This window comes from Cupriavidus sp. CP313 (assembly GCF_054072015.1).
Map to the genome: position 1 here is coordinate 340516 of NZ_JBSVZB010000002.1, position 25912 is coordinate 366427.

Consider the following 25912-nt stretch of genomic DNA (forward strand, 5'->3'; position numbering starts at 1 on the left):
GGTCTGTCGTCCTAATCGCGCTCGTTCGTGTTCGGCCCTTCAGTGCCAACTGCGCACCTAATATGGCCTCTGCTGACTTCTGCACCGCCATCCCAGCGCCTCTCGACGCCGGTAGCACCGTGGCAGCGGTGCAGATCTCCCCGGGTATGACACACCCACCTTCACGCTTATGCCTGTCGGATCTACGCCGCATCGTTCCGTGCAAGTATTGGACTTTGGCAATTTCTGCTGCCTCATCCCGATACGGCGCCTCATCCGCTTCCTGTTCGTCAGGCCAGCGCTTTGCCTCGGGCTTCCTTCAGACCCCCAGTCGCCCGGGGAACCCTTGCCTCTGGCTAACACTTCCCCTTGCCGGGTGTGTAGGGGACTTCCACCCCCAAGTAGGTGCGCCCTGCCGGGCGCACAGAAAAAAGCCCGGCACGCGGCCGGGCAAAACTCCTGAGAGAAGATTCCCAATCAGCTCTCCAGCACAACACTTTTGCGATCAGACTTCATACGCGGTCTCGCCGTGCGAGGTGATATCCAGGCCCTCGCGTTCTTCGTCTTCCGGCACCCGCAGGCCGATCAGCATGTCCACCAGCTTGTAGGCCACGAAGGCGACCACGCCGGACCACACCACGGTGGTCAGCACGCCTTCGAACTGGATCCACAGCTGGCCGGCGATCGAGTAGTCGTCCGCCACCTTGTTGGCCACGTAGTCGTAGATGCCCGTGCCGCCCAGGCTGGGCGAAGCGAACACGCCGGTCAGCAGCGCACCCAGGATGCCGCCCACGCCGTGCACGCCGAACACATCCAGCGAGTCGTCCATACCCAGCATGCGCTTCAGGCCGGTCACGCCCCACAGGCACAGCAGGCCAGCGAGCAGGCCGATCACGATCGAGCCCATCGGGCCGACGAAGCCGGCAGCCGGGGTGATCGCCACCAGGCCGGCTACCGCACCCGAGGCACCGCCCAGCATCGACGGCTTGCCCTTGCCGATCCACTCGCCGAAGGTCCACGCCAGCACGGCGGCGCAGGTGGCCAGCAGCGTGTTGACGAAGGCCAGTGCGGCCGAGCCGTTGGCTTCCAGCGCCGAGCCGGCGTTGAAGCCGAACCAGCCGAACCACAGCAGCGAAGCGCCGACCATGGTGAAAGTCAGGCTGTGCGGACGGATCGCCTCGCGGCCGAAGCCGATGCGCTTGCCGAACATATAGGCACCCACCAGGCCAGCCACGGCGGCGTTGATGTGCACCACGGTGCCGCCGGCGAAGTCGAGCGCGCCCTTCTGGAACAGCCAGCCCGACTTGGCCGTCGCCGCGGCGCCCGCAGCAGCGTCGGTGTAGGCGTCCGGACCCGGCCAGAACCAGACCATGTGGGCCATCGGAATGTAGGAGAAAGTGAACCACAGCACCACGAACACCAGCACGGCCGAGAACTTGGCGCGTTCGGCGAAAGCGCCGATGATCAGGCCGCAGGTGATGCAGGCGAAGGCGCACTGGAAGGCGAAGTAGCCCAGTTCCGGCACCACCACGCCCTTGCTGAAGGTGGCAGCCACGGCATCGACCGTCAGCCCCTTCATGAAGAGCCGGTCGGTGCCGCCGAAGAAGGCGTTACCCTCGGTGAAGGCAAAGCTGTAGCCGTAGATCGCCCACAGCAGCGCCACCAGTGAGAAGATCACCAGGCACTGCATCAGCACCGACAGCATGTTCTTGGAGCGCACCAGGCCGCCGTAGAACAGCGCCAGGCCGGGCAGCGTCATCAGGATCACGAAGGCGGTCGAGACCAGCAGCCAGGCGGTGTCGCCCTTGTTGGGCGCCGGTGCGGCCGGCGCGGCGGCGGCTTCCGCGGGGGCGGCGGCCGGTGCGGCCGCGGCAGGCGCAGCGGCAGCGGGAGCAGCCGGCGCCGACGCTTCGGCAGCGGCTGCAGCGGGGGCGGCGGAGGCGGCCGGGGCTGATGCCTCGGCGGCCGGCTTGTCCTGTGCGGCGGCCGGCGTCGAGATGCCCACGCCCGCCGTGCCGATGGCCAGCGCCATCGCGCCGGCCGTCAGGAATCGCTTGAACCAGGTTTTCATGTGATTAACCTCTTGTCTTTATGCTGTCTCGGGTCACAGGGCATCGCCGCCGGTCTCGCCGGTGCGGATGCGGATGACCTGCTCGATCGATGCCACGAAGATCTTGCCGTCGCCGATCTTGCCGGTGCGGGCCGATTTCTCGACCGCCTCGATGGCGCGCTCGACCACGTCGTCGGGCACCGCCACCTCGATCTTCACCTTGGGCAGGAAGTCGACGATGTATTCGGCCCCGCGGTACAGCTCGGTGTGGCCCTTCTGGCGGCCGAAGCCTTTCACTTCGGTCACGGTAATGCCGGACACGCCCACGTCCGACAGCGCTTCGCGCACTTCGTCGAGCTTGAACGGCTTGATGACTGCGATGATGAGTTTCATCCGATTTCTCCTCGGGGCAGGCCGGCGCTGCCCGCCCGGCCTGCGGCAATGATTAGAAAGTCTTGGTGATCGAGGCCCAGGCCGTGGCCTTGCCCAGGTAGCGGCCGCGGTTGGCGCTGGTGTAGGCCACTTCCTTGGCATTGGTGTCGACATAGGCAACCGCCAGCGCGAAGCCCTTGCCCAGGTCCTTGGTCAGGCCGATCTTCCAGTCGGTGTATGAGGCATTGCTGTTGTGCTTGACGTCCTGGTAGCCGACGTGCGCGTTCAGGGTCAGGTCCCAGAAGTTCAGCGGCACGTTGGCGCTCAGGTCGATGTAGCCGCTGTTCTTGCTGTCGGCCCAGCCAAACAGGTTGGTGACCGAGTGCGAGTACTTCAGGAACACCGGGCCCCAGCCGACGCCGGCGTACAGCTCGGTGGTGTACGGGCGCGGGTTGTTGTAGCCGCCCGGGTAGTAGTACTCAAGCACGCCCACGTCATAGTTGAATTCGGTGCCGGCAACCTTGAAGGTGTTCTTGAAGCCGCCGTAGAAATCCATCTCGACCGGGGCCGAGACCGCCGGGTTGGCATCCTCGAGCCAGCTGATGCTGGAGTTCCAGTTGCCCACGTAGAAGCCGCTTTCGTGGGCGTAGTCAAAGCCACCCTGGATAGCCGGGCGCAGGTTGGTCTGGCTGATGCCGCGATAGCGGTAGTCTGAGACCAGCGACACGTTGGCCGTGAACGTATGCGGCGATGCCGGCTCGGCAGCGGCGGCGGCCGGTGCCGGGGCCGCCGCGTCCGTGCTCTGCGCGTAGGCAGTGGCGGCGGCACTGGTCAGGACAACCGCGCTGACTGCAAGGGCCAACTTCTTCATGGATTTCTTCTCCTTTTTCCTGATGGCTCGGATTTCGTTTATTGGATTTCGGTGATTCAATGAGGCAGGCGTACCTACTACTGCAACTGCCATGCCAGCTCCTCGGAAATCGGCGTTCCATGTCGGCCGTGATGGCGTGCTGTGACCAAAGCCAAACTTGAATCTGGCCTGCAGCGAAGCCAGATCGGGTTAAAAGGTGTGAACGCGGATACGCCGGAGCTTTCGCCCACGTGCCTCACGGGCGATAATTGAGTCCTGACGGTGGCTGCGTGCCGCGACACACAGGCCGCGCGCCCGCAATCGGGGCGCCCAATTCCTGTGCGAAAGCGCGCTAAACGCCAGATGCCCACCCGGATTGGCACCAGTTAGGTGCGCAAAGGAGAAACCATGAAACCGACCGATCTCTTCAACGACCTGCAGAACAAGGTCAGCGAGGCGCTGCGCAACTCGCCGGCAAGGGACATCGAAAAGAACGTGCGCAGCATGATGACCCAGGGCTTTGCCAAGCTGGACCTGGTCACGCGCGAGGAATTCGACGTCCAGTCGCAGGTGCTGGCCCGCACCCGCGCCCGCCTGGAGGAACTGGAGGGCCGCGTGGCGGAGCTTGAGCGCCGCGCCGGCATCCCGCCCGGCGCCGGCTCGGTGGACTCGACCGGGGGCGCGTGAGCACGCCGGTCCTGCCCGATCCCCCCAGCCTGTCTGAAGGCCGCCACTCCTGGCGGCCTTTTTTGTTAACAGTTCGATGACATGAGCCTTGCCGTCCTACGCAGCCGGGCACTGACCGGCATCGCCGCGCCGCCGGTGCGGGTCGAGACCCACCTTGCCAACGGCCTGCCGGCCTTCACCATCGTCGGCCTGGCCGACACCGGCGTGCGCGAAAGCCGCGAGCGCGTGCGCGCTGCCATCCTCAACAGCGGTTACGAGTTTCCCAACCGCCGCATCACCGTGAACCTGGCCCCGGCCGACCTGCCCAAGGAATCCGGCCGTTTCGACCTCGCCATCGCGCTGGGCATCCTGGCCGCCAGCGGCCAGATCCCGTCCGAGGCACTGGATGCGCATGAGTTCGCCGCCGAGCTGTCCCTGTCCGGCGAACTGCGCCCCGTGCGCGGCGCGCTGGCCATGGCCATGGGCCTGGCGCGCGACAACGCCGCCCGCGCCGCCGCCGGCGAGGCGCCGCGCGCCTTCCTGGTGGCTGAAGGCAATGGCGCCGAAGCCGCGCTGATCGAGGACCTGGCCGTGCATGCCGCCGCCACGCTGCGCCAGGCCTGCGACCACCTCTGCCCCCTGCCGGAGGCGCGGCTGCCCCGCGCCATGCCGGCGTTGCTGCCCTCCACCATGGACCGCGGCCCCGACATGCGCGACGTGCGCGGCCAGGCCCAGGCGCGCCGGGCCATGGAAGTGGCCGCCGCTGGCCAACACTCCGCCTTGCTGGTGGGCCCGCCGGGCACCGGCAAGTCGATGCTGGCGCAGCGCCTGCCCGGGCTGCTGCCGCCGATGACGCTGCAGGAAGCACTGGAATCCGCCGCGGTCATGAGCCTGACGCCGGGCGGCTTCCGCGCCGCGCTATGGGGCCAGCGCCCGTGCCGGTCGCCGCACCACACGGCATCCGGGCCGGCCATGGTCGGCGGCGGCGGCAACCCGCGCCCGGGCGAGATCTCGCTGGCGCACCACGGCGTGCTGTTCCTGGACGAGCTGCCCGAATTCGACCGCAGGGTGTTGGAAGTCCTGCGCGAGCCGCTGGAATCCGGCCGCATCACCATCGCCCGTGCTGCCGGGCATGCCGACTTCCCCGCCTGCTTCCAGTTCGTGGCCGCGATGAACCCCTGCCCGTGCGGCTACCTCGGCCATCCCGACCGCCCCTGCCGCTGCACGCCCGACCAGGTGCGGCGCTACCAGTCCCGCATCTCCGGCCCGATGCTCGACCGTATCGACCTGCAGGTGGAAGTCCCCGCGCAGGACCAGGGTGAGATGCTCGACGGCCCGCCCGGCGAACCCAGCGCCATGGTGCGCACCCGCGTGCTGGCCGCGCGCGAGCGCCAGCTGGCCCGGCAGGGCAAGCCCAACAATGAACTGGGCGGACGTGAGATCGAACAGCACTGCACGATGGAACCCCAGGCGCAGGCACTGTTGCGCGGCGCGATGACGCGGCTGGCTTGGTCGGCGCGGTCGTACTACCGCGTGCTGAAGGTGGCCCGCACCATCGCGGACCTGGAAGGTGCCGAGGTGCTGACCGCCGCGCACGTGGGCGAGGCGATCCAGTACCGGCGGGCGCTGCGGATGGCGGGCGGTTGAATGCCTCGACCTAACCTACAAGCGAAGCCAGCGTCGCAGCCCCCACCGGATCCATCTCCTTCGGCACCTCGCGCCGCGCCAGGCACGCCTGCATGTCCGACGCGATCGCCTTGCCCAGCTCCACGCCCCACTGGTCATAGGCGTGGATGCCCCAGATCGCGGCCTGCACGAAGACCTTGTGCTCGTACAGCGCGATCAGCGCGCCCAGGGAAGCGGCGTCGAGCGTGTCGAGCCAGAGCAGGCTGACCGGCACGTTGCCTGGGAAGGTGCGATGCGGTGCCAGCCGCTCGGTTTCCTGCGGCGGCAGGCCGGATGCCGACAGCGCAGCCAGCGTTTCATCGTGGGTGCGTCCGCAGGACAGCGCGCTGGCCTGCGCCAGCAGATTGGCCAGCACCAGCTGGTGATGCTTCTGCGCCTGCGGCAGCGGCACCTCGCAGCGGCGCGTGCCGATCAGGTCGGCGGGCACCAGGTGCGTGCCCTGGTGCAGCAGCTGGAAGTAGGCGTGCTGCCCGTCCAGGCCCAGGCCGCCCCAGACGATGGGGCCGGTATCGTGGCCCACTACCGTGCCCGCCGCGTCCACGCGCTTGCCGCACGACTCCATGTCCTGCTGCTGCAGGTAGGCGGGCAGCCTGGCCAGCGGCGCCGCGTAGGGCGCGACCAGCTGCGTCGGCGCGCCCAGGAAATTGCGGTTCCAGATGCCGCACAGTGCCATCGCCACCGGCATGTTTTGCGCCAGCGGGGCGCTGCGGAAATGCGTGTCCATGGCGTGCGCGCCATCCAGCAGCGCGCGGAACTGGCGCGGCCCGGCGGCGATCATCACCGGCAGGCCGATGGCCGACCACAGCGAATAGCGCCCGCCGACCCAATCCCAGAAGCGGAACACCTGCTGCGGCAGGTAGCCCTCGGCCACGGCACGCGCGGCGTTGGCGGTGATCGCGGCGAACTGCGCCGGCACTTGCTGCGCCGGGCAGCCGTGCTCCAGCAACCATTGCCGCGCCGAGGCGGCGTTGATCAGCGTGTCGTGCGTCGTGAAGGTCTTGGACGAGACCAGGAACAGTGTGGCGGCCGGATCGGCCTGGCGCAGCACGGCGTATAGCTGCGCCGGGTCCGGATTGGAGACGAAATGCAGCTGCACGGCGTCGCTGGCGTGCACGGCCAGCGCCTCGCAGGCCATGCGCGGGCCCAGGTCGGAACCGCCGATGCCGAGGCTGACCACATGCCGGATCGGCGCGCCGCCGAAGCCGCGCACGCGGCCATCGCGCACGGCATCGGCAAACTCGCAGGCGCGCGTCAGTTCCGCATCGATTTCCGTCGTCAGCTGGCTGCCCCAGGGTGGATGCGCGTCGGCGCCGCCACGTAGCGCGACGTGCAGCACGGCGCGGCCTTCGGTGGCGTTGACGGCCTCGCCGGCGAGCATGGCGTCGCGCTGCGCCTCGATGCCCGCGTCTTGCGCCAGGGCCAGCAGCGCTTCGTAGACAGCGCGGTTGATGCGTTGCCGCGTGAAGTCCAGTTCGATGCCGGCAGCCGACAAGCGCGCGTAGTCGCCGCGGCCCGGCTCGTGCACCAGTTCACGCAGATGCGGCAGCGGCTGCGCCGCCAGCGTGGCGAGAGCCCGCCATGCAGGGCGTTCGGTCAGCCGCATCACGCCTCCTCCGACCACTGCACGCCTTCGCGCGCCATGAACGCCGACGATGCCGCCGGGCCCCAGGTGCCGGCGGTATAGGGGCGCGGGCCTTCGTCCTGCTGGCGCCACGCTTCCAGGATCGGGTCGACCCAGGTCCAGGCGGCCTGCAGTTCGTCGCGCCGCACGAACAGCGCCAGCCGTCCGCGTATCACGTCGAGCAGCAGGCGCTCGTAGGCTTCGGCGCGCCGGGTGGTGAAGGCGGAGTCCAGGTTCAGCGCCAGGCTCAGCGGTTTCAGCTTCATGCCCTCGCCCGGCTGCTTGACCATCAGCGTGAGCCGCACCGACTCTTCCGGCTGCAGCCGGATCACCATGCGGTTGGGCTGGAGCGTGCTGCCGGCATCGAAGATCGAATGCGGCACCTCGGCGAAGTTGATCACCACCTCGGTCACGCGCTCCTGCATGCGCTTGCCGGTGCGCAGGTAGAACGGCACCTTGTTCCAGCGCCACGTACCCAGTTCGGCGCGCATCGCGACGAAGGTCTCGGTGCGGCTGTCGGGCGGAATGCCTCCTTCCTGCAGGTAGCCGCGCACCAGCTCGCCGGCGATGGCGCCCGCGGTGTACTGGCCGCGCACGGTATTGCGGCGCACGTCCTCGGGCGACATCGGCCGCAGCGAGCGCAGCACCTTGAGCTTTTCATCGCGCACCGCATCGGAGGTGAGCGATGCTGGCGGCTCCATCGCCAGGATGCTGACCAGCTGCAGCAGGTGGTTCTGCACCATGTCGCGCATGGCGCCGGCCTCGTCGTAGAAGCCGCCGCGCGTGCCCACGCCCACGGTCTCGGCCACGGTGATCTGCACGCTGCACACGAACGGCGTACGCCACAGCGGCTCGAAGATCGAATTGCCGAAGCGCAGCGCCATCAGGTTCTGCACCGTTTCCTTGCCCAGGTAGTGGTCGATCCGGTAGGTGCGGTCCTCGCTGAAGTAGCGGCTGACCACTTCGCCGATGCCGATGGCCGAGGCCAGGTCCACGCCCAGCGGTTTTTCCAGCACCAGCCGTGTGTCATTGGCGATCAGGCCATGGCTGGCAAGGTTGTCGCAGGTGGCCGCGAACAATCCGGGCGGCATCGCCATGTAATAGATGCGCAGCGCGTCCTGGCGCAACTGCGCGGCCAGCGCCGGGAAGTCCCCGGACTGCGAGGCGTCAACGTGCACGAAATCCAGCCGCTGCAGGAAGGTCTGCCATTGGGCCGGCTCGAGATAGCGCGCTTCGACAAAGGGTTGCGCACTTTCATCGGCAAAATTGACAAAGGCCTCGCGGTCCCAGCGGTGCCGGCCCACGCCGATGATGCGGGTGCCGTCGGGCAGGTTGCCGTCGCGGTGGCACATGTAGAGCGATGGCAGCAGCTTGCGCGCCGACAGGTCGCCGGCGCCGCCGAAGATGACGAGGTCCAGCGGTCGCGCGTCGGCAGTGCCGGAGGAAGAGGCGGTTCGGGTGGTTTGCATGACGGACTCCTTGCTTGCCGGGGCGGCGTGGGGCGGTATTGGGGCAGTATGGGCCGGCTCAGCGCGTCTCGGTCACCTTGCGCAGGTACTGCGGCTGGTCGGGATTGCGGCCGCGCGCCAGCGCCAGCGCCTGCGCGGCGACATAGAAGCTCTGGATGGCGCAGATCGGATCGAGCAGCGGATGGCCGGCCGGCACCAGTGGCAACTCTAGGGGCAGCTCCGCATCAACCGTGCCAGGAGGCGCCGCCAGCAGCACGCGCGCACCACGCTTGCGCATCTCGGCGGCCAGCGCCAGCAGCCCGGCCTGTTCCGGTCCGCGCGGCGCGAACACCAGCAGCGGGTAGCCGTCGCCGATGATTTCCATCGGGCCGTGCCGCACTTCGGCGCCGGAGAAGGCCTCGGCCTGGATGCCGGAGGTCTCCTTGAGCTTGAGCGCCGCTTCCTGCGCAATCGCCAGGCCCGCGCCGCGGCCCAGCACGATCATGCGCTCCACGTCGCGCAGCGCGGGCACCAGCGCCGACCAGTCCTGCGCGGCCGCTTGCGCCAGCGCGGCCGGCAAGCCTGCGCAGGCATCGACCAGTTCGTGCTCGCCGCTGCGCGCGGCCTCGAGTTGCCCCACCAGCAGCGCCGACATCGACAGCATGGCGATATAGCTCTTGGTCGCGGCCACGCTCTGCTCGGGGCCGGCAAGCAAGGGCAGTTCATGCGCACACGCCTGCGCCAGCGGCGAATCCGGGGCGTTGACCAGCGCCACGGTGGCGGCGCCGCCGTCGCGCAGCGCCTGCATGGTCTCGACCAGGTCCGGGCTGCGGCCCGACTGCGAGAACGCCACCGCCAGCTGCCCGGCCACGCGCAGCGCGCTGTCGTGCAGCGTCACCGTCGACATCGGCAGCGAGGCCACCGGAACGCCCAGCCGGCGCGTGACCAGCGTGGCGAAGTAGCTGGCGGCATGGTCCGAGCTGCCGCGCGCCACGGTCAGCGCCGCGGGCCAGGCCTGCGCGGCGAGTTGCGCAGCCAGCGCCGCCACGCGCGGCGCCTCTGCCAACTGCGCGGCCACCACGGCCGGCGCGCTCAGCGCCTCTTCAAGCATCCTCGACACAGCATTCTCCTTCGACATAAACGGTGCGCACCGAGAGTGCGCGGTCCAGCACGACCACGTCGGCCCAGCAGCCCTGTGCCAGCATGCCGCGGTCGGACATGCCCAGGTACTGGGCCGGATACAGCGACACGCGCCGCGACGCATCGGCCAGGTCCAGCCCGATCGACACAAAGTTGCGCAGCGCCTGGTCCATGGTCAGCACGCTGCCGGCCAGCGTGCCGTCGGCCAGGCGCACGCTGCCGTGGACCTTGTAGACGGTCTGGCTGCCCAGGTGGTACACGCCGTCCGGCATGCCCGCGGCGGCGGTGGCGTCAGTCACCGCATACAGCCGCGGGATCGCGCGCAGCGCGGCGCGGATTGCGCCGGGGTGGACGTGCAGCAGGTCGGGGATCAGCTCGGCAAACTCGGCATGCGCCAGCGCTGCCGCCACCGCGCCCGGCGCGCGGTGCTGCAGCGGGGTCATCGCGTTGAACAGGTGGGTGAAGCCGCTGGCGCCGGCATCCAGCGCGGCCACGGCGTCCTCATAGGTGCCCAGCGTGTGGCCCAGCTGCACGCGCACGCCGCGCGCGGCCAGCAGGCGGATGATGTCCAGATGCCCCGGCAGTTCGGGCGCCAGCGTCACTACCTTCAGCGGCGCGGCGCCCAGGTACTGCTCGAGTTCTTCGGGCGTGGCGGTGGCCGAGGTATCCGGCTGCGCGCCCAGCTTGCCGGGGTTGATATACGGCCCTTCCAGGTGCACGCCCAGCATGCGCGCCGCGCCGGGCGGGCGCTGCGCGCAGGCCCGGCCCAGCGCCTGCAGTGCGGGCAGCAGCACGTCGTGCGGCGAGGTCATGGTGCTGCCCAGCAGGCTGGTGGTGCCAAAGCGCACATGCGCGCGCAGGATCACCGGCACCGCGGCCTCGCCATCCATGAAGTCCTTGCCGCCGCCGCCGTGGTTGAGCAGGTCGACAAACCCCGGCAGCACGTACGGGGCATCGTTGTGCTCAGGCGTGGCGGGCACGCCCTCGATGCGCGCGATGCGTCCGTCCGGGCCGGCATGGATCTCTCCGAAGATCCAGCCGGCCGGCGTCAGGATGTTTCCTTTCATGGCAATGCTCTCCAATACATTTAAATCACCGGCCAGCCACCGTCAGAACAGGTGGATGATGCCGGCATAGGCGCCCTGCTGGTTCGCCCCGGCGCGCGGCATGGTGTCCGGCGACGCCTCCACCGAGAAGGTGGCATTGCGCGAGTTGAACACCGACGCCACCGTGCCATACAGCGAGGTGCGCTTCGACAAGTCATACTTTGCGCCCAGTGTGACAAGCGTGCCATGCCCGCCGCTTTTGTTCAGGGTGGCGTAGTAGACGCCGGACAGCAGCGTCAGCGCCGGCAGCACGCGGTAGTTGGCGCCGACCCATGCCATCTGGCTGCGCGTGGCGGCGTAGGGGTTCTCCGGCGTGGCCACGGTATCGCCCGAGGACACGGTCAGGTTGTAGCCGGCGAACAGGCGCAGGTTGTTCAGCGCGTAGCTGCCGCCCAGCGTGTACTGGCGCGAGTTGACATACAGGTTGTCCATGCGGCCCTGCGCGCCGCGCAGTTCCTCGTAGATGCCGGTCAGGTTCAGGTTGCCCTGCGCGTACTTGATGGCCGCGCTCAGCTGCTTGCCGCTGTTGAAGCTGCCCGCCACGCCGTCGCTGCCGGCCTGCGCGCGCGCGCTCAGCCCGCCCCACACCGGCGAGTTGTAGGTCACGGCATTGGGGCGCGAGCCCCAGTTGCGGCCATAGACCAGCGTGGCGACCGAGCTGGCCTGCAGGCCCATCGGGTCGATCGCGCCGCTCTCGTCGTCGGTCAGGCTCATGGCCCGGCCCAGCAGCAGCGTGCCCCAGTCGTTGCTGGCCAGGCCCACCTGCGCGCGGCGGTTGAAGAGCGGATCGGAGCGCCCGGTGCCGGAGGTGATCATGCCCTCCAGGTTGAAGACCCCGCGCAGGCCGCCGCCAAGGTCCTCGGCGCCGCGCATGCCCCAGAAGCTGACGCCGTACTGGTTGCTGCCGAAGCGGAAGGTGTCCACATCGCCGCCCGGGCGGGCGATGCCGTTGACATAGTCGAGGCCGGCCACGGCGCGGCCGTACAAGGTGATGCCGGTGCCGGCGGACTGGGCGCAGGCGCCCCCGGCCGACGCTGCGAGCAGCGCCGTCAGTGCAATGCGTTTCACGATCAATGACTCCTGGATAAGCAGACGGTATCCACCGGCGCGGCTGTCGTCGCGGCCGTCGTTGTTGTGGCCGATGGGGAAGGTCGACCGCAGCCGCGCACGGCTGCGGCGGCGGGGGTCAGGTGGGCATGGCTTGCAGGGCGCGCTCGAACGCGGCCGCGTGTCCGTCTGCCGCATGGCCGAAGGCGATGTGGGCGGTGTCATCGCCGATCCACATCAGCTGGCTGCCGGCAAGGTGGTCGGCACGCACCCGGGCGCGCTCGCGCACCACCACGCGCAGCCGCGTCAGTGCCACCACGCCGACCGAGGCGATATTGGCGGCGCCGCCCAGCGCATCGATCCACCAGGCGGGATCGAAGGCGCCGGCAGCCGGCGCGGACGCCTGGGTTGCAGCGGCGGGCGCAGCAGCCACGACAGCCGTGGCCTGCGGCGCCTGCTGCAACACCGCGCGGATATCACTGGCGATCTGCTCGGCCTGCGGCCCGATCACCACCTGCACCACATTGGGCGGGCGCTTGAGCACGCCGCGCACGCCCAGCGCCTTGAGCTGCGGCTCGGACACCGCGCCGATGTCGGCCACGTTCAGCCGCAGCCGCGTGGTGCAGGCATCGACCACGACCAGGTTGGCGGGGCCGCCCAGCGCTTCGACATAGCGTTGCGCCACGCTGCCCGCGGCTGGCTGCGCGGAACCGCCGGCGGCCACCACGGGCACCACTTCATCCCGGCCCGGCGTCAGCAGGTTGAAGCGGCGGATAAAGAAGCGGAACAGCCCGTAATAGACCAGCGCATAGGCCAGCCCCAGCGGAATCGCCAGCCAGCCGCGGCTGGACAGCCCGTAGCCCAGCACATAGTCGATCGCGCCCGCCGAGAAGGTGAAGCCCAGCCGGATATCGAGCGCATGGCACAGCGCCATCGACAGGCCGGTCATCAGCGCATGCAGGCCGTACAGCACCGGCGCCAGGAACATGAAGCTGAACTCGATCGGCTCGGTGATGCCGGTCAGGAACGAGGTCAGCGCCATCGAGAACAGCATGCCGCCCACCAGCGCGCGCCGCGCCGGCGGCGTCTCGTGGTACATCGCCAGGCAGGCGGCGGGCAGGCCAAACATCATCACCGGGAAGAAGCCGGTCATGAACAGGCCTGCGCCAGGGTCGCCGGCAAAGTAGCGGTGCAGGTCGCCCGATACTGCTGCCCCCGTGGCCGGATCGGCGTAGCTGCCGAACACGAACCACGCCAGGGTATTGATCAGGTGGTGCAGCCCGGTCACCAGCAGCAGCCGGTTCAGCAGCCCGAACACAAAGGCGCCGGCCGAGCCCGCCGTGGTCAGCCACGCGCCGGCCGCGTTGATGCCGGCCTGCACCGGCGCCCATGCGGAGGCCAGCACGATGCCCAGCAGCAGGCAGCACAGCGCGGTGACGATGGGCACGAAGCGCTTGCCGGCGAAGAAGCCCAGATAGGGTGGCAGCGCGACGTTGCGATAGCGGTTGTAGAGCCCGCCCGCCACCGCGCCGGCGACGATGCCGGCCAGCACGCCCATGTCGAGCGACTTGTCGATGGTCTTCATCACCGTGGTCAGCACCAGGTAGCCGATGGTGCCGGCCAGCGCCGCCGCGCCGTTGTTGTCGCGCGCAAAGCCCACCGCCACGCCGATCGCGAACAGCAGGGCCAGGTTGGCAAAGACCGCGTTGCCGGCCTCGGCCATCAGCTTGACGTCGAATACGTCGGGCTGGCCCAGGCGCAGCAGCAGGCCGGCCACGGGGAGCACGGCAATCGGCAGCATCAGCGTGGCGCCCAGGCGTTGCACCCTGGGCAGCAGGTCCATCTTCATTGGCGTTCTCCGAATCTGTGCGCGCGTGGCGCGTATTGGGTTGTGGTCGACCGGCGTTTATGCCGGCCAGTAGCGGCGGCACGCGTCGCGCACCGCAGCGGCTGACGGCAGCCGCAGCAATTCGCCTGCGCGCTGCCGGCAATCGGCATGCGAGAGCGCGCGCACGCGCGCCTTGACGCCCGGCACCAGCCCGGCGTCGACGGAAAGCTCGGTCACGCCCAGGCCGACCAGCACCGGCACGGCCAGCGAGTCGCCCGCCAGCGCGCCGCACACGCCCACCCAGCGCCCGTGGCGCGCGGCGCCCTCGGTGGTGGCGGCGATCATGCGCAGCACCGCGGGATGCAGGCCGTCCATGCGCGCCGCCAGCTCCGGCTGGCAGCGGTCCATGGCCAGGGTGTACTGGGTCAGGTCATTGGTGCCGATCGAGAAGAAATCGGCGTGCTCGGCCAGCTGGTCGGCCAGCAGCGCGGCGGACGGGACTTCGATCATCACGCCGACCTCGATATCGGGATCGGCGCCCGCTTCGGCCGCCAGCGCACGGATGCGTTCGCGCCAGGCCAGTAGTTCGCCGACCTCGCTGACCATCGGCAGCAGGATGCGCAGCGGCGCACTCGCGCGCACGGCCAGCAGGCCGCGCAACTGGTCGTCCAGCAGTTGCGGGCGCACCTGCGCCAGTCGCACGCCGCGCAGGCCCAGGGCGGGGTTGTCTTCGGCAGGCAGGTGCAGCCAGGCGGCGTCCTTGTCGGCGCCGATATCAAGCGTGCGCACGATCGCGCTGCGGCCCTGCAGGGCATCGGCAATGGCCTGGCAGCTGGCTGTGTGGTCCGCCGCCGCGGGGGCTGCGTCGCCGTGCAGGAACAGCAGTTCGGTGCGCAGCAAGCCGACCGCATCGGCACCATGCGCCACGGCATTGCGGGCGTCGTCGAGGCTGCCGATATTCGCGGCCACCTCGATATGCACGCCGTCGCGGGTGCTGGCCGCGGCGTACGCGGCGCGCAGGTCGGCCTCGCGCTGCTGCGTGCCCAGCCTGACGGCGCTGGCGGCAGCGGCCAGCAAGTGCGCATCGGGGCAGGCGTGCAGGCGGGCGCTGTCGCCGTCGGCGATGACCGGCGTGCCGTCCTGCAGGCGCTCCAGCGCGCTGCCCAGCGCCACCAGGCAAGGGATGCCGAGCTGGCGCGCGATGATGGCCGCGTGCGAGGTCGGGCCGCCGCGCGCCATCACCAGTGCGGCAACCCGGGTGCGGTCCAGTCCGGTCAGGTCGGAGGGCGTGAATTCCCCGGCGGCCAGCACGATGACATCGCCGTCGGCAGCCGGTGCGGGCAGCTGGACGGGGACACTGCCCGCCGGGGCCAGCGCACGCAGCACGCGCTTGCCCAGATCCAGCAGGTCGGCGGCACGTTCGGCCATGCGGCGGTCGGCCATCGCGGACAGCATGGCGGCTTCGGCCCGGGTGGCCTCGCGCCATGCAAAGCCCGCGCTCTTGCCGGCGGCGATCATGGTCTCGGCCGCGCCCTGCAGGGCCGGGTCTTCCAGCAGCGCGCGATGCATGGCGAAGATGCCGGCCTCGGCGCCGGCGCGGCGCGCGGTGGCGGCTTCGCTCTCATGCGCCAGCTGGGCGTCGATGGCCGCCAGCGCGGCGCGCAGGGCCTCGCGCTCGGCAGCAATGCCCTGGCCGGCCTCGGCCGGCTCCGGCGTGGTCTCGCGCCACCAGTGCAGCGTGCCGATCGCGATGCCGGGGGCGGCAGCCACGCCGGGGATGCCACCCGCCGGCAGGTCGGCGCCCGGGCCAGGCTGCGCCACCGGCGCGGCCACCGTGGGCACGGTTTCTTCTTCGCCCACGCCGGCGCGCTGCAGTTCGTACGCGACCGCATCGAGCGCGGCGCCGGCATCGCGGCCGGTCGCCACCAGCTCGACCGTAGCGCCCTCGCCGGCGGCCAGGCCCAGCAGCGCCACCAGGCTGGCCAGGCTCGCCTGCCGGCCGCCGTAGTGCAATGCGACGATGGCGTCCAGGCCGCGCGCGGCTTCGCGCGCCCGTGCTGCGGGCCGCGCGTGCAGGCCGCCAGGGCAGGCCAGCGTGACCGAGCGCCGCTGTTCCGCCGCGGTCGCGTGGCGTTCCTGCGCAGGCGCCGCAGCCCCCGTGGCACGCACCTGCAGCAGCACCGTGCGGCCCGCCTCGGCCTGCGCCGCGTCGGTCCTGCCGGCGACCGTGAAGGCATCGCCATTGGCGATTGCCATCACCGTCACCAGGCTCGGCGCCTGCTGCGCGACGCGGTCGACATCGAAACGGATCAGCGCATCGCCCTGGCGCACGGCAGCGCCCTGCGCCACGCAAGGCGCAAAGCCTTCGCCGCGCAGCGACACCGTATCGATGCCGACATGCAGCAGCACCTGCGCCCCGCACGGGGCCTGCAGCGTCAGGGCGTGGCCGGTGGCGGCCAGGTGGACGATGGTGCCGTCGCAAGGCGCCACCAGCGTGTCGCTCAGGGGGTCGATGGCCAGGCCGTCGCCGAACATGCCGTCGGCAAAAACCGGGTCCGGCACCGCCGCGAGGGGAAGCAGCACTCCGCTCACCGGAGCCCGCAGCAACAGGGTTTCGCTCGTCTCAGCCATTTTGCTTCCAGAAGTCGCGGCGGCCGGTGCAGGAATGCGACGGCGCCAGGGTCAGGGGAAAGATAGACGGCCATCGACAATAAAAATACCAGTGAAAACCACTATGACGACATTGTATCTAAGTGGCATCTTTATTGAGGTAACGCAAAGCAGCCCTTGCATGGCCCTCACATTCGCCTGATTCATCACATAACCCTTGAAGATACCTAGGATTTCTCCGAATCACGGCAGCGCTTTCCGGCAGCATAGCCAGCGAAACCTTTCCAATACCAGTTGACGTAAAGCGAGGTTGTGACGTTTCCATCGCCCAGGCGGCGCAAGTCCGGCCACATCGACCCGAAATGTCCTAAAGTGGTATCATCGCCGCCACATTCTGGTACCTACGAGGATTCGCAATGGATCAACGGCTGCAGGCCCTCAAGCCGGACGAAGCGGAGGCGACGCCGATCTACCTGCAAGTGGCGCGCAGGCTGGCTGCGGCCATCCAGGCCGGCCAATGGCGGGTGGGCGACGCGCTGCCGTCCGAGCGCACGCTGGTGGATTCACTGGGGATTTCACGCGTCACGGCCCGGCGCGCGCTGCAGGTGCTGGCGGAGGACGGCGCGATCACGCGCAGCCGCGGCGCGGGCACCTTTATCGCGCCGCGCCCTGAGCAAAAGGCGGCGCGGCTGGACAACTTCAGCGAGCTGGCGCGCCGGCGCGGCATGACGCCGGCCAGCGAGCTGGTGGCGTTCGAACGCCGTCGCGCCACGACGCAGGAGGCCGCGGCGCTGGCACTGCCGGAAGGCGATGAGATCGTCAGGCTGACCCGCCTGCGCAAGGCTGACGGGCAGATCTACTGGATGGATGTGACCACGCTGGCGCTGGCCGTGCTGCCCGACGCCAGCGCCATCGGCGAATCGCTGTACGCCTACCTGGAGCGGATCGGCAAGCCGGTGCTGCGCGTCACCGAGACCCTGCGCGCGATCGTGGCGACCGAGGAACTGGCCGCGCGCCTGGGCATCGAGCCGGGCGAGCCGCTGCTGCACATCCGACGCACCGGCTACACCCATGGCGACCAGCCGGTCGAACTGACCGACGCGTACTGCCTGAACGACTTCTACGAACTGAAGCAGTAGCGCCCGGCATGCCCGGCCACCGGCGGCTCAACCGGGGGCGGGGTCGGGTCTTCCTCTGGCGGCAACGGCAAGTCCGGGGGGATGCCCGGCGGCCCGGGCTCTTCGACCGGGGGCACGGTATGGCGCGGGTGCAAGCGCGCACCGGCGTGGGGGTTCGGCAAGGCGGGCATGCGGGGTCTCCGTGGCCGGGTTTCCTCCTCATTGAAGCAAACCCGGCCGGTGCGCGCCAGTATTGATGCAGAGACCCTGCTCAGGCGTGTTGCCGGCGCACGAAGAACAGCGCCGCGCCCACCGCCATCAGCACGCTGCCAAAGAAGCGGTTCTGCCAGCGCACCGCGCGCGCATTGCGGAACAGCCCCTGCATGCGCGAAGCCAGCAGCGCGTAGCCATGCATCACCACCAGGTCCACGCAGCACATGGTGGCGGCCAGGATCGCCAACTGCAGCGCCAGCGGCCGGTTGGGATCGATGAACTGCGGCAGCACCGCGACCATGAAGATGATGCCCTTGGGGTTGGTCACATTGGTCAGCAGGCCGGTGGCAAAGCGCCGGCGCCGGCTCATCACGGCCACGCGCACGGGGGCGGCGCTGCCACCCTGGTCCGCCCGGCTCTCCACCTTTGCGCGCCATTGCTGCACGCCGAGGTAGATCAGGTACAGCGCGCCAATCGTCTTGACCACCATGAAGGCCTGCTCCGAGGCCAGCAGCAGCGCGCCCAGCCCGCCCCCCGCCACCAGCAGCACGATCACCAGCCCGGCCTGCAGGCCGAAGATGGTGGTGGTGGTCCTGCGCAGCCCGTACGAGAGCCCATGGCTCATCGACAGCACCGCGCCCGACCCCGGCGACACGGCGATCACCCAGCACGCGGCGAAATAAGCCAACCACACTTCCCAACGCATCCCAACTCTCCTTTGACGACAACCATGCCGGGGCCACGATCCCGCAGCCACGGCACAAACAATCTTTCCTGCAGCGCGGCGCGTCAGAACGGGTGGAATCCGCCCAGGAACTGCTCCACCTGCTCGGCCTGGCGCGCGTCGCGCGCGGCATCGCCCGATTCCAGCACCACCGCCTGGTACGCGCGCGTACCCACGGCCACCAGGCGCGCCGTCAGCCGGCGCGGCGACTGGTCCTGCGGCGACACCCCGCTGGCCTGCACTTCCACGCCGGCAATCGGGCGGCCCGGACGGTCGGCACTCATCACGGTGACGGGCCGCGCGCGCGGCTCGCCCGACGGCGTGCCAAGGTTGGCCAGCAGGCCGGCCTGCATCGCCGCCAGCGCCTCGCGCCGCAGGGCTTCGTCATCGGCGGGCAGCGTCACCACGCCCACGGCGAACAGCGTGTCATCGACGCGCGCGGCTTCCATCGTCATCGGCAGCTTGCGCCCGGCAATGGTGACATCGCGCGCGGCGCTGGTGGGCTTGCCTGGATAAAGCGCGGCATAGGCGCCCTCGCCGGACTGGATGGTGCGCCAGTCATAGCGCGGCGAACAGGCGCACAGGGCGAATGCCAGCACGGCGGCACGGCACAGCAGCGGCCGGCGGACAGCGGCAGGAAAGCTCAGCGGGGGCGGCACAAGACGCATCGGGAATCTATGGGGGACGGCGCGCACAGGCTGCGGGCGGCGCTGGCGGGCGCCATCGCCTGCGGGCGGAAACCGGTATTATCCCGGAAGCGGCGCGCCAGTGCTTGCTGCGCCGCTCCCACTATCCCCCTGCCCCCACGTTCCAGCCATGCCTGCCGCCCGCATCGCCCGCCACGCCTTTGCCATCACCAGCCTGCGCTGGGTGGCCGCGAGCGCGTTGCTGGCAGCCGCGACCGGCATGCCCGCCGCCGCCGCCAGCCCCGCCCACCTGCCGCCGGCCACCGACCTGGCCGCCCACGGCACCGAGGCCGCGCGTCGCGGCGAGCCGCTGGTGGTGCTGGTGTCGATGCCGGGCTGCGGCTATTGCGACGCGGTGCGCCGCAACTACCTGGGCCCGCAGGCCGCCACCGGCGAGATCGCCGTGCGCGAGCTCGACATGACCGCCGACACCCCCCTGCGCGATGCCGACGGCAGCCTGACCACCGCGCGCGCCTGGGCCCGGGCGCACCAGGTGCGGGTGGCGCCCACGGTGCTGTTCCTGGACCGCCAGGGCCGCGCCGCCGCCGGCCCGCTGCGCGGCATGCAGCCGGATTTCTACGGCGCCTACCTGGAACAGGCGCTGGACCAGGCACGCGCCGCCATCGCCACCCGGCGCTGAATGGATTGGGGTGCTTGCGGCAGATTGCCGCAGCCCGGCCCCGCGCAGCGCGCGAACGCCCGCGGCATTAGAATGTCCCATTGCTGACCGAACCTGCCTGACCCGGATTCCATGACCACTGCTGCCCCTGCCACCCAATCCTCCCGCAAGCCCTGGCCCATCGTCGTGGCCGTGGTCGTGCTCGCGCTGCTGGGCTGGTTCGGCTACCGCGCGCTGTCGCCGGCCAATACGGCCCCGGCGGCCACCTTCACGCTGCTGTCGGGCGAGAAGGTCAGCACCGCGGACCTCAAGGGCAAGGTCTACATGATCAACTTCTGGGCCACCAGCTGCGCCACCTGCGTCAAGGAAATGCCGGACATGGTCCGCACCTATGAGCAGTTCAAGGGCAAGGGGCTGGAATTCGTCGCCGTGGCGATGAACTACGATCCGCCCATGTATGTGATGAACTACGCCAAGACGCGCGGCCTGCCGTTCAAGGTGGCGATGGATTCCGACGGCACCGCGGCCAAGGCCTTCGGCAATGTGCAGCTGACGCCGACCACCTTCGTGGTCGACAAGGACGGCCGCATCCTGAAGCGCTATGTGGGCGAGCCCGAGTGGGATGCCCTGCACAAGCTGCTGGATGGCGCGCTGGCAAAGTCCGCGTAACGCTCCCAGCGGCAACCGCAGCGAAAAGGTGCTCATCGAGCACCTTTTTTTGTTTTTACGCACGATCGCCAGGGCAGCAGGTTGCGCGACACCCCTGTATGGATATACAGTTTGCGCCAGCCTTTTCTGAGTTTTCCGAGCCTTCCCCGAGCCCTGCCTGTGACTTTGGACCTAGCCCCCGCCGCCGACCTCGCGGCCGTCCCTGAAGCCGATGACGTCCCCGCCTACCTGTCCCGGCTCAACCCGGAGCAGCGCGCCGCGGTGGCGCATGGCAGCGACGCGCCGCTGCTGATCATCGCCGGCGCCGGCTCGGGCAAGACCAATACGCTGGCGCACCGGGTCGCGCACCTGGTGCTGGCCGGTGCCGATCCGCGCCGCATCCTGCTGCTGACGTTCTCGCGCCGCGCCGCGGCCGAGATGGGCCGGCGCGTCGAACGCATCGTCGACCAGGCGCTGGGCACCCAGACCGGCGCGGGGCGCGCGGCACTGCAGTGGTCCGGCACCTTCCACGCCATCGGCGCGCGCCTGCTGCGCGAATACGCCGAGACCCTGGGCCTGTCGCCCGCCTTCACCATCAGCGACCGCGGCGATGCCGCCGACCTGATGCACGTGGTGCGCCACGACCTGGGCCTGTCGGAGACCACCAGCCGCTTCCCGAAGAAGGAAACCTGCCTGGCGATCTACTCGCGCGTGGTCAACACCCAGGCGCCGCTGGAAGACGTGCTCAAGCAGCAGTTCCCGCGCTACGCGATGTGGGCCGATGCGCTGCGCACCCTGTTCGCCGGCTATGTCGAGGCCAAGCAGAAGCAGCATGTGCTGGACTATGACGACCTGCTGCTGTACTGGGCGCAGGCCATGGCCGAGCCCACCATCGCACAGGACATGGGCGCGCGCTTCGACCATGTGCTGGTCGACGAATACCAGGACACCAATGCGCTGCAAGCGTCGATCCTGCTGGCTATGCGACCGGACGGCCGCGGCCTGACCGTGGTGGGGGACGACGCGCAGTCGATCTACGCCTTCCGCGGCGCCACCGTGCGCAATATCCTGGACTTCCCGGCGCAGTTCACGCCGGCCGCGCAGCAGGTCACGCTGTCGCAGAACTACCGCTCGACGCAGCCGATCCTGCAGGCCGCCAACGCCGTGATCGGGCTGGCGGCCGAGCGCTATACCAAGGACCTGTGGTCCGAGCGCGCCTCGGCCGAAAAGCCCGGCGTGATCGTGGTCAACGATGAGGCCGACCAGGCCCGCTACGTGGTCGAGCAAGTGCTGGCACGGCGCGAGGCCGGCCTGACGCTGATGGCACAGGCGGTGCTGTTCCGCGCCGCCGACCACAGCGCGCAGGTAGAGATCGAGCTGGCCCGGCGCAATATCCCGTTCGTGAAGTTCGGCGGACTGAAGTTCCTGGAATCGACCCACGTCAAGGACGCGCTGGCGGTGGTGCGCTGGCTGGAAAACCCGCGCGACCGCATGGCGGGCTTCCGCACGCTGCAGCTGCTGCCCGGCATCGGCCCCAAGACCGCGGCGCGCGTGCTGGATGCACTGGCGCTGGCGACCGAGCCGCTGTTCTCATTGGAAGCATTCGAGCCGCCGCCGGCCGCCGCACCCGCCTGGGCCGACCTGCTGGCGCTGGCGCGCGCGCTGATGGCACCCACCTCGCCGTGGCCGTCGGAGTTCGAGCAAGTGCTGGCCTGGTACGCGCCGCACCTGGAGCGCCTGCACGACGATGCCGCCGCGCGCCAGGCCGACCTGCAGCAGCTGGAGCGCATCGCCGCCACCTACGGCGCGCGCGAGCGCTTCCTGACCGAACTGACGCTGGACCCGCCCAGCGCCTCCAGCGACGAATCCGGCGTGCCCTCGCGCGACGAGGACTACCTGATCCTGTCGACCATCCACTCGGCCAAGGGCCAGGAGTGGAAGGCGGTGTACGTGCTCAATGCGGTCGACGGCTGCATGCCGAGCGACCTGGCGACCGGCACCACCGAAGAGATCGAGGAAGAACGGCGGCTGCTCTATGTGGCGATGACGCGGGCCAAGGACCACCTGGACATCGTGGTGCCGCAGCGCTTCTACGTGCACCAGCAGGTGGGCTTCGGCGACCGGCATGTGTACGCGTCGCGCACGCGCTTCTTGCCTAATCGCGTGATGCCCAACTTCCACAGCCGTGCCTGGCCGCCGCCGCCGATGCCGGGCGAGGCGCCGGCAAAGCCGGCGCTGGCACCGGTGGACCTGGCCAGCCGGATGCGCAATATGTGGCGCTGAGCCTGCGCGCTACCCCGGCGCCAGCGCGATGTGCTTGTATTCGACGAAGTCATCGATCGCGGCCACGCCGTTGAGCCGGCCCAGCCCCGACTGCTTGTAGCCGCCCTCCTCGAATTCGTCGTAGACCGACGCCCAGTTGTTGATCCACACGGTGCCCGCCTCGAGCGCGCGCGCCATGCGCAGCGCGCGGTCGACGTCGCGCGTCCACACGCTGGCAGCCAGCCCGTACTCGCTGTGGTTGGCCAGTGCCACCGCCTCGGCCTCGGTGTGGAAGACCTGCAGCGTCAGCACCGGGCCGAAGATCTCCTTCTGCACGATTTCCATGCCCGGGTCGTCCACCTCGAGCAGCGTCGGGCGGTAGAACGCGCCGCGCGCAAGCGGGCCTTCGGTGACCGGCCCGCCGCGCACTAGCACGCGCGCGCCGTCGGCAATCGCCGCTTCTACCATGCCGTCCACGCGCGCCACGTTGGCCTTGTCGATCAGCGGCCCCATCTGGCTGGCCGCCTCGGCGGCCGGGCCGACGCGTACCGCGGCCAGCCGTTCGGCCAGCCGCTGGCGCAGCGCGTCCGCCACGCCGCGCTGCACCAGCAGGCGCGAGCCGGTCATGCAGAACTGCCCGGCGAATACCGTGAGCGCCTTCTCCAGCACCGGCAGCGCCGCGTCGAGGCTGGCATCGTCGAACACGATCATCGGCGTCTTGCCGCCCAGCTCGAGCCCGAACCGCTTCAGGTGGCGCGCGCCCGCGGCGCTGATGGCGCGGCCCGTGGCCGAGCTGCCGGTGAAGCTGATCACCGGCACGTGCGGCGACTCCACCAGCGCGCGCGAGCCTTCCGCGCCCGACTCGCTGAACAGGTTGACCACGCCGCGCGGCAATGACGGCGCGTGCGCCATGATGCGCGCCACCAGCGCATTGGTCAGCGCCGTCTGCCCCGGCATCTTGATCACCGTGGTGCAGCCCGCGGCCAGTGCCGGCGCCAGCGAGCGCACCATCAGCACCACCGGCGAATTCCACGGCACGATGATGCCGGCCACGCCCATCGGCTCGCGCAGCACCAATGACAGCCGCCCCGGCCTCGGCTCGGCGGCGCGGCCGTATTCGGTGACCGCGAGCCCGGCGTAGTAGCGCAGCTTGGCCGGCACCATGCCGACCTCGAAGGCGGCCTCGGCGCGCACCTTGCCGTTCTCGGCGCAGAGCATGTCGACCAATGCGTCGGTATGGTTCTCGAAGGCAGCGGCCAGTTCATTGAGCACTTTCGCGCGCAAGGCGCGGTCATGCCGCCATGGCGTAGCATGCAACGCGCGGCAGGCGGCGCCGATAGCCTGTTCGGCCTCGGCCCGGCCGGCGTCGGCGTAGCGGCCGATGACGGCGGAGGTAGCGGGATCGATGCTGTCGCGGTACAGGCCGGAGTCCACCCATTCGCCGTCGATCCAGTTCAGGGCTGCTTGCATGGTGCTCATGTCGTTCCTATCCAGTTCAGGCGAAGCGGCTGGCGATGCGCTCGGCCGCGGCGATGGTGGTGATGTTGGTCGCCACCGAAGGCACATCGGGGAAGATCGAGGCATCGACCACGCGCAGGCCCTGTACGCCGTGCACATTGCCCTCCAGGTCGACCACCGCCGCCGGATCGCCGGCCAGGCCCATCGGCGCGGTCGAGGTGGGATGGTGGTAGGTGTCGAGCGTGGCGCCCACCGCCTGCAGCACGGCCTCGTCGCTGGTGGCCTGCGGTCCGGGGTTCAGCTCGGCATGGATCAGGTCCGCCAGCGGCGCGGTGCGGCCCAGGCTGCGCGCCAGCCTGATGCCTTCCAGCAGGCGCTCGCGGTCCTGCAGCATCGACAGGAAGTTCAGGTCGATCTTTGGCGCCACCGCCGGATCGCGGCTGGCCAGCCACAGCCGGCCGCGCGACTGCGGGCGCGTCAGCGCCACCGCCAGCACGAAGCCCACGCCGGTCGGGCTCTGGTCGTGCGGGAACAGGTGGGTGGCGGTGATATGGAGGTCCAGCTCGCCGGCCGTGGCGCCGGTGCTGCGGGTCCACACCTTGGCGCCGATCGCCGGCGACTGCGCGCCTACGCGGTCCGGCCGGGCCGCGTAGGCGTTGTAGAAGAACGGGTGGTCCACCAGGTTGCGCCCCACCGGCGCGTCCTTCACTACCGGGATGCCGAGTTCGCGCAGGTGGTCGAACGGACCCACGCCCGAGCGCAGCAGGATGGCGGCACTGCCGTAGCTGCCGGCCGACAGGATGACCTCGCCGGCTTGGATCTGCTCGCCATTGGCCAGTTGCACGCCGATCGCGCGACGGCCGGCGAACAGCACCTTGTCGACCAGCACGTCGGCGCGGATGGCCAGGTTCGGGCGGGCCCGCACCTCGTCGGTCAGGTAGGCCATGCCGGTGTTCACGCGCACATGGTCGACCACGTTCATCGGATACGGGCCGACGCCGTGCGCATCGGCGTCGTCGAAGTCGGCAATCGCGCGGAAGCCGTTGGCCAGCGCCGCATCGATAAAGGCGCGCTGCATCGGCGTGACGTCGGCACGGGTCAGCTGGCGCACCGGCAGAGGCCCGCTGCGGCCGTGCAGCGCGTCGCTGCCGCCGGTGCGGCGCTCCAGCTTGCGGAAGAAGGGCAGCATGTCGTCGTAGCTCCAGCCTTCCAGGTTCCAGCGCCGGAAGTCCTCCGGGCGCGCACGCAGCGCCACCGCGCCGTTGACCGCCGAGCTGCCGCCCAGCACCTTGCCGCGCACCGCGCCGATCGGATGGTCGATGTAGCCGGGCTCGGACTTGTAGCCCCAGTCGAACGCGGCCGGCGCCACGCTGTCGCTGCTGGCGATCGGTTCGGGATAGCCGTGCGGCGCATAGCTGTGCCCGGCTTCGAGCAGCAGCACCTTGCGCTGGCCGTTCTCGCTCAGCCGCCGTGCCATGACCGCGCCAGCCGAGCCGCCGCCGACCACGATCACGTCGACGGCGCGGGCCGGCCCGGCAGTGCGCGGCTGGTCGGCACTGGCGGCCTGGGCGAGGCGGCCGAACGAGCCGCCGCAGGTAACCGCCGCGGCGGCCAGCGTCAGGCTGTGGCTGAAGAACTTGCGCAGGGAAGGCTTGGGCTTGCGATGCTTGGAGCGGGTCATGGTGTCTGTGCGTTTCCGTGTTGGGGCAATGCCCCGGTGCACACAGACTAGTCAGCCCGCGCCGTCCGCAAAAGACGGCCGTTACAGAATCCGGAGTTCG

Annotated in this window: 21 protein-coding genes; 6 read left to right on the forward strand and 15 right to left on the reverse strand. The window is 69.9% G+C overall.

The window, feature by feature from the left end; translation table 11 throughout:
- Positions 1 to 484: 484 nt before the first annotated feature.
- The 3 genes from ACW4E8_RS03835 to ACW4E8_RS03845 are packed head-to-tail and all read right to left on the reverse strand — an operon-like array spanning position 485 to position 3272.
- Positions 485 to 2050 (reverse strand): ammonium transporter, encoded by a 1566-nt coding sequence (locus ACW4E8_RS03835; protein WP_456803290.1) that lies wholly within the window; start codon positions 2048 to 2050, stop codon positions 485 to 487.
- Between the two features lie 33 nt (positions 2051 to 2083).
- A complete protein-coding gene (locus tag ACW4E8_RS03840) occupies positions 2084 to 2422 on the reverse strand; it encodes a P-II family nitrogen regulator (RefSeq protein WP_456803291.1) in 339 nt (112 codons plus the stop codon).
- A gap of 52 nt (positions 2423 to 2474) precedes the next feature.
- Positions 2475 to 3272: a TorF family putative porin gene (locus ACW4E8_RS03845; protein ID WP_456803292.1), complete on the reverse strand. Its 798-nt coding sequence runs from the start codon at positions 3270 to 3272 to the stop codon at positions 2475 to 2477.
- A gap of 387 nt (positions 3273 to 3659) precedes the next feature.
- Between ACW4E8_RS03845 and ACW4E8_RS03850 the strand changes: the two genes are divergently transcribed.
- Positions 3660 to 3938: an accessory factor UbiK family protein gene (locus tag ACW4E8_RS03850; RefSeq protein WP_035819871.1), complete on the forward strand. Its 279-nt coding sequence runs from the start codon at positions 3660 to 3662 to the stop codon at positions 3936 to 3938.
- 81 nt (positions 3939 to 4019) lie between these two features.
- Positions 4020 to 5564: a YifB family Mg chelatase-like AAA ATPase gene (locus ACW4E8_RS03855; RefSeq protein ID WP_456803293.1), complete on the forward strand. Its 1545-nt coding sequence runs from the start codon at positions 4020 to 4022 to the stop codon at positions 5562 to 5564.
- A 10-nt stretch (positions 5565 to 5574) separates the two neighbouring features.
- Here the strand turns inward: ACW4E8_RS03855 and pgi are convergent, their stop codons facing one another.
- The 7 genes from pgi to ptsP all read right to left on the reverse strand — a co-directional run bounded on the left by pgi (position 5575) and on the right by ptsP (position 16424).
- Entirely contained in the window at positions 5575 to 7206 is a 1632-nt protein-coding gene (gene pgi, locus ACW4E8_RS03860) for a glucose-6-phosphate isomerase (RefSeq protein WP_456803294.1), read from the reverse strand.
- Positions 7206 to 8693 (reverse strand): glucose-6-phosphate dehydrogenase, encoded by a 1488-nt coding sequence (gene zwf, locus ACW4E8_RS03865; protein ID WP_456803295.1) that lies wholly within the window; start codon positions 8691 to 8693, stop codon positions 7206 to 7208. The genes pgi and zwf overlap by 1 nt, the downstream gene beginning before the upstream one ends.
- A gap of 58 nt (positions 8694 to 8751) precedes the next feature.
- Positions 8752 to 9783, reverse strand: a complete 1032-nt coding sequence (locus ACW4E8_RS03870) for an SIS domain-containing protein (protein WP_456803407.1) — start codon at positions 9781 to 9783, stop codon at positions 8752 to 8754.
- Positions 9776 to 10879 carry an N-acetylglucosamine-6-phosphate deacetylase gene (gene nagA / locus ACW4E8_RS03875; RefSeq protein WP_456803296.1) on the reverse strand — a complete coding sequence of 368 codons (1104 nt, stop codon included), beginning with the start codon at positions 10877 to 10879 and terminating at the stop codon, positions 9776 to 9778. Before nagA ends, ACW4E8_RS03870 begins: the two co-directional genes overlap by 8 nt.
- Positions 10880 to 10921: 42 nt before the next feature.
- Positions 10922 to 11986 carry a porin gene (locus tag ACW4E8_RS03880; protein WP_456803297.1) on the reverse strand — a complete coding sequence of 355 codons (1065 nt, stop codon included), beginning with the start codon at positions 11984 to 11986 and terminating at the stop codon, positions 10922 to 10924.
- A 118-nt stretch (positions 11987 to 12104) separates the two neighbouring features.
- Entirely contained in the window at positions 12105 to 13808 is a 1704-nt protein-coding gene (gene nagE / locus ACW4E8_RS03885) for an N-acetylglucosamine-specific PTS transporter subunit IIBC (RefSeq protein WP_456803408.1), read from the reverse strand.
- Between the two features lie 63 nt (positions 13809 to 13871).
- Positions 13872 to 16424, reverse strand: coding sequence for a phosphoenolpyruvate--protein phosphotransferase (gene ptsP, locus ACW4E8_RS03890; protein ID WP_456803298.1), 2553 nt, complete (start codon positions 16422 to 16424; stop codon positions 13872 to 13874).
- Positions 16425 to 16819: 395 nt separating this feature from the next.
- Here ptsP and ACW4E8_RS03895 point away from each other — a divergent pair, with 395 nt between their 5' ends.
- Entirely contained in the window at positions 16820 to 17542 is a 723-nt protein-coding gene (locus ACW4E8_RS03895) for a GntR family transcriptional regulator (RefSeq protein ID WP_456803299.1), read from the forward strand.
- Here ACW4E8_RS03895 and ACW4E8_RS03900 read toward each other — a convergent pair.
- The 3 genes from ACW4E8_RS03900 to ACW4E8_RS03910 form a co-directional block, all read right to left on the reverse strand.
- Positions 17524 to 17712 carry a hypothetical protein gene (locus ACW4E8_RS03900; protein ID WP_456803300.1) on the reverse strand — a complete coding sequence of 63 codons (189 nt, stop codon included), beginning with the start codon at positions 17710 to 17712 and terminating at the stop codon, positions 17524 to 17526. The two genes, ACW4E8_RS03895 and ACW4E8_RS03900, sit on opposite strands and share 19 nt — an antisense overlap.
- An 80-nt stretch (positions 17713 to 17792) precedes the next feature.
- Positions 17793 to 18440 carry a LysE family transporter gene (locus ACW4E8_RS03905; RefSeq protein ID WP_456803301.1) on the reverse strand — a complete coding sequence of 216 codons (648 nt, stop codon included), beginning with the start codon at positions 18438 to 18440 and terminating at the stop codon, positions 17793 to 17795.
- Positions 18441 to 18523: 83 nt separating this feature from the next.
- Positions 18524 to 19126 (reverse strand): hypothetical protein, encoded by a 603-nt coding sequence (locus tag ACW4E8_RS03910; RefSeq protein WP_456803302.1) that lies wholly within the window; start codon positions 19124 to 19126, stop codon positions 18524 to 18526.
- Between the two features lie 148 nt (positions 19127 to 19274).
- Here ACW4E8_RS03910 and ACW4E8_RS03915 point away from each other — a divergent pair, with 148 nt between their 5' ends.
- The 3 genes from ACW4E8_RS03915 (at position 19275) to ACW4E8_RS03925 (ending at position 22694) form a co-directional block, all read left to right on the forward strand.
- Positions 19275 to 19784, forward strand: coding sequence for a SoxW family protein (locus tag ACW4E8_RS03915; RefSeq protein ID WP_456803303.1), 510 nt, complete (start codon positions 19275 to 19277; stop codon positions 19782 to 19784).
- 111 nt (positions 19785 to 19895) lie between these two features.
- Complete coding sequence (locus tag ACW4E8_RS03920) at positions 19896 to 20432, forward strand: TlpA disulfide reductase family protein (protein WP_456803304.1); 537 nt, start codon at positions 19896 to 19898, stop codon at positions 20430 to 20432.
- A 159-nt stretch (positions 20433 to 20591) separates the two neighbouring features.
- Entirely contained in the window at positions 20592 to 22694 is a 2103-nt protein-coding gene (locus ACW4E8_RS03925; RefSeq protein WP_456803305.1) for an ATP-dependent helicase, read from the forward strand.
- A 9-nt stretch (positions 22695 to 22703) separates the two neighbouring features.
- On the opposite strand, the gene ACW4E8_RS03930 is transcribed toward ACW4E8_RS03925, so the two are convergent.
- Together ACW4E8_RS03930 and ACW4E8_RS03935 are read right to left on the reverse strand one after the other, a co-directional pair.
- Positions 22704 to 24152: an aldehyde dehydrogenase family protein gene (locus ACW4E8_RS03930; protein ID WP_456803306.1), complete on the reverse strand. Its 1449-nt coding sequence runs from the start codon at positions 24150 to 24152 to the stop codon at positions 22704 to 22706.
- A 16-nt stretch (positions 24153 to 24168) separates the two neighbouring features.
- Positions 24169 to 25812, reverse strand: a complete 1644-nt coding sequence (locus ACW4E8_RS03935) for a GMC family oxidoreductase N-terminal domain-containing protein (protein WP_456803307.1) — start codon at positions 25810 to 25812, stop codon at positions 24169 to 24171.
- Between the last annotated feature and the right edge of the window lie 100 nt (positions 25813 to 25912).

Bases quoted from the DNA above. Each gene is read 5' to 3' on its own strand.
- nagA (WP_456803296.1), bottom strand. From the start codon at position 10,879: ATGAAAGGAAACATCCTGACGCCGGCCGGCTGGATCTTCGGAGAGATC.
- ACW4E8_RS03915 (WP_456803303.1), top strand. From the start codon at position 19,275: ATGCCTGCCGCCCGCATCGCCCGCCACGCCTTTGCCATCACCAGCCTG.
- ACW4E8_RS03870 (WP_456803407.1), bottom strand. From the start codon at position 9,783: ATGCTTGAAGAGGCGCTGAGCGCGCCGGCCGTGGTGGCCGCGCAGTTG.
- ACW4E8_RS03855 (WP_456803293.1), top strand. From the start codon at position 4,020: ATGAGCCTTGCCGTCCTACGCAGCCGGGCACTGACCGGCATCGCCGCG.
- zwf (WP_456803295.1), bottom strand. From the start codon at position 8,693: ATGCAAACCACCCGAACCGCCTCTTCCTCCGGCACTGCCGACGCGCGA.
- ACW4E8_RS03920 (WP_456803304.1), top strand. From the start codon at position 19,896: ATGACCACTGCTGCCCCTGCCACCCAATCCTCCCGCAAGCCCTGGCCC.
- ACW4E8_RS03930 (WP_456803306.1), bottom strand. From the start codon at position 24,152: ATGAGCACCATGCAAGCAGCCCTGAACTGGATCGACGGCGAATGGGTG.
- ACW4E8_RS03845 (WP_456803292.1), bottom strand. From the start codon at position 3,272: ATGAAGAAGTTGGCCCTTGCAGTCAGCGCGGTTGTCCTGACCAGTGCC.
- ACW4E8_RS03850 (WP_035819871.1), top strand. From the start codon at position 3,660: ATGAAACCGACCGATCTCTTCAACGACCTGCAGAACAAGGTCAGCGAG.
- ACW4E8_RS03835 (WP_456803290.1), bottom strand. From the start codon at position 2,050: ATGAAAACCTGGTTCAAGCGATTCCTGACGGCCGGCGCGATGGCGCTG.
- ACW4E8_RS03905 (WP_456803301.1), bottom strand. From the start codon at position 18,440: ATGCGTTGGGAAGTGTGGTTGGCTTATTTCGCCGCGTGCTGGGTGATC.
- ACW4E8_RS03900 (WP_456803300.1), bottom strand. From the start codon at position 17,712: ATGCCCGCCTTGCCGAACCCCCACGCCGGTGCGCGCTTGCACCCGCGC.
- nagE (WP_456803408.1), bottom strand. From the start codon at position 13,808: ATGGACCTGCTGCCCAGGGTGCAACGCCTGGGCGCCACGCTGATGCTG.
- ACW4E8_RS03895 (WP_456803299.1), top strand. From the start codon at position 16,820: ATGGATCAACGGCTGCAGGCCCTCAAGCCGGACGAAGCGGAGGCGACG.
- ACW4E8_RS03910 (WP_456803302.1), bottom strand. From the start codon at position 19,126: ATGCGTCTTGTGCCGCCCCCGCTGAGCTTTCCTGCCGCTGTCCGCCGG.
- pgi (WP_456803294.1), bottom strand. From the start codon at position 7,206: ATGCGGCTGACCGAACGCCCTGCATGGCGGGCTCTCGCCACGCTGGCG.
- ACW4E8_RS03935 (WP_456803307.1), bottom strand. From the start codon at position 25,812: ATGACCCGCTCCAAGCATCGCAAGCCCAAGCCTTCCCTGCGCAAGTTC.
- ACW4E8_RS03840 (WP_456803291.1), bottom strand. From the start codon at position 2,422: ATGAAACTCATCATCGCAGTCATCAAGCCGTTCAAGCTCGACGAAGTG.
- ptsP (WP_456803298.1), bottom strand. From the start codon at position 16,424: ATGGCTGAGACGAGCGAAACCCTGTTGCTGCGGGCTCCGGTGAGCGGA.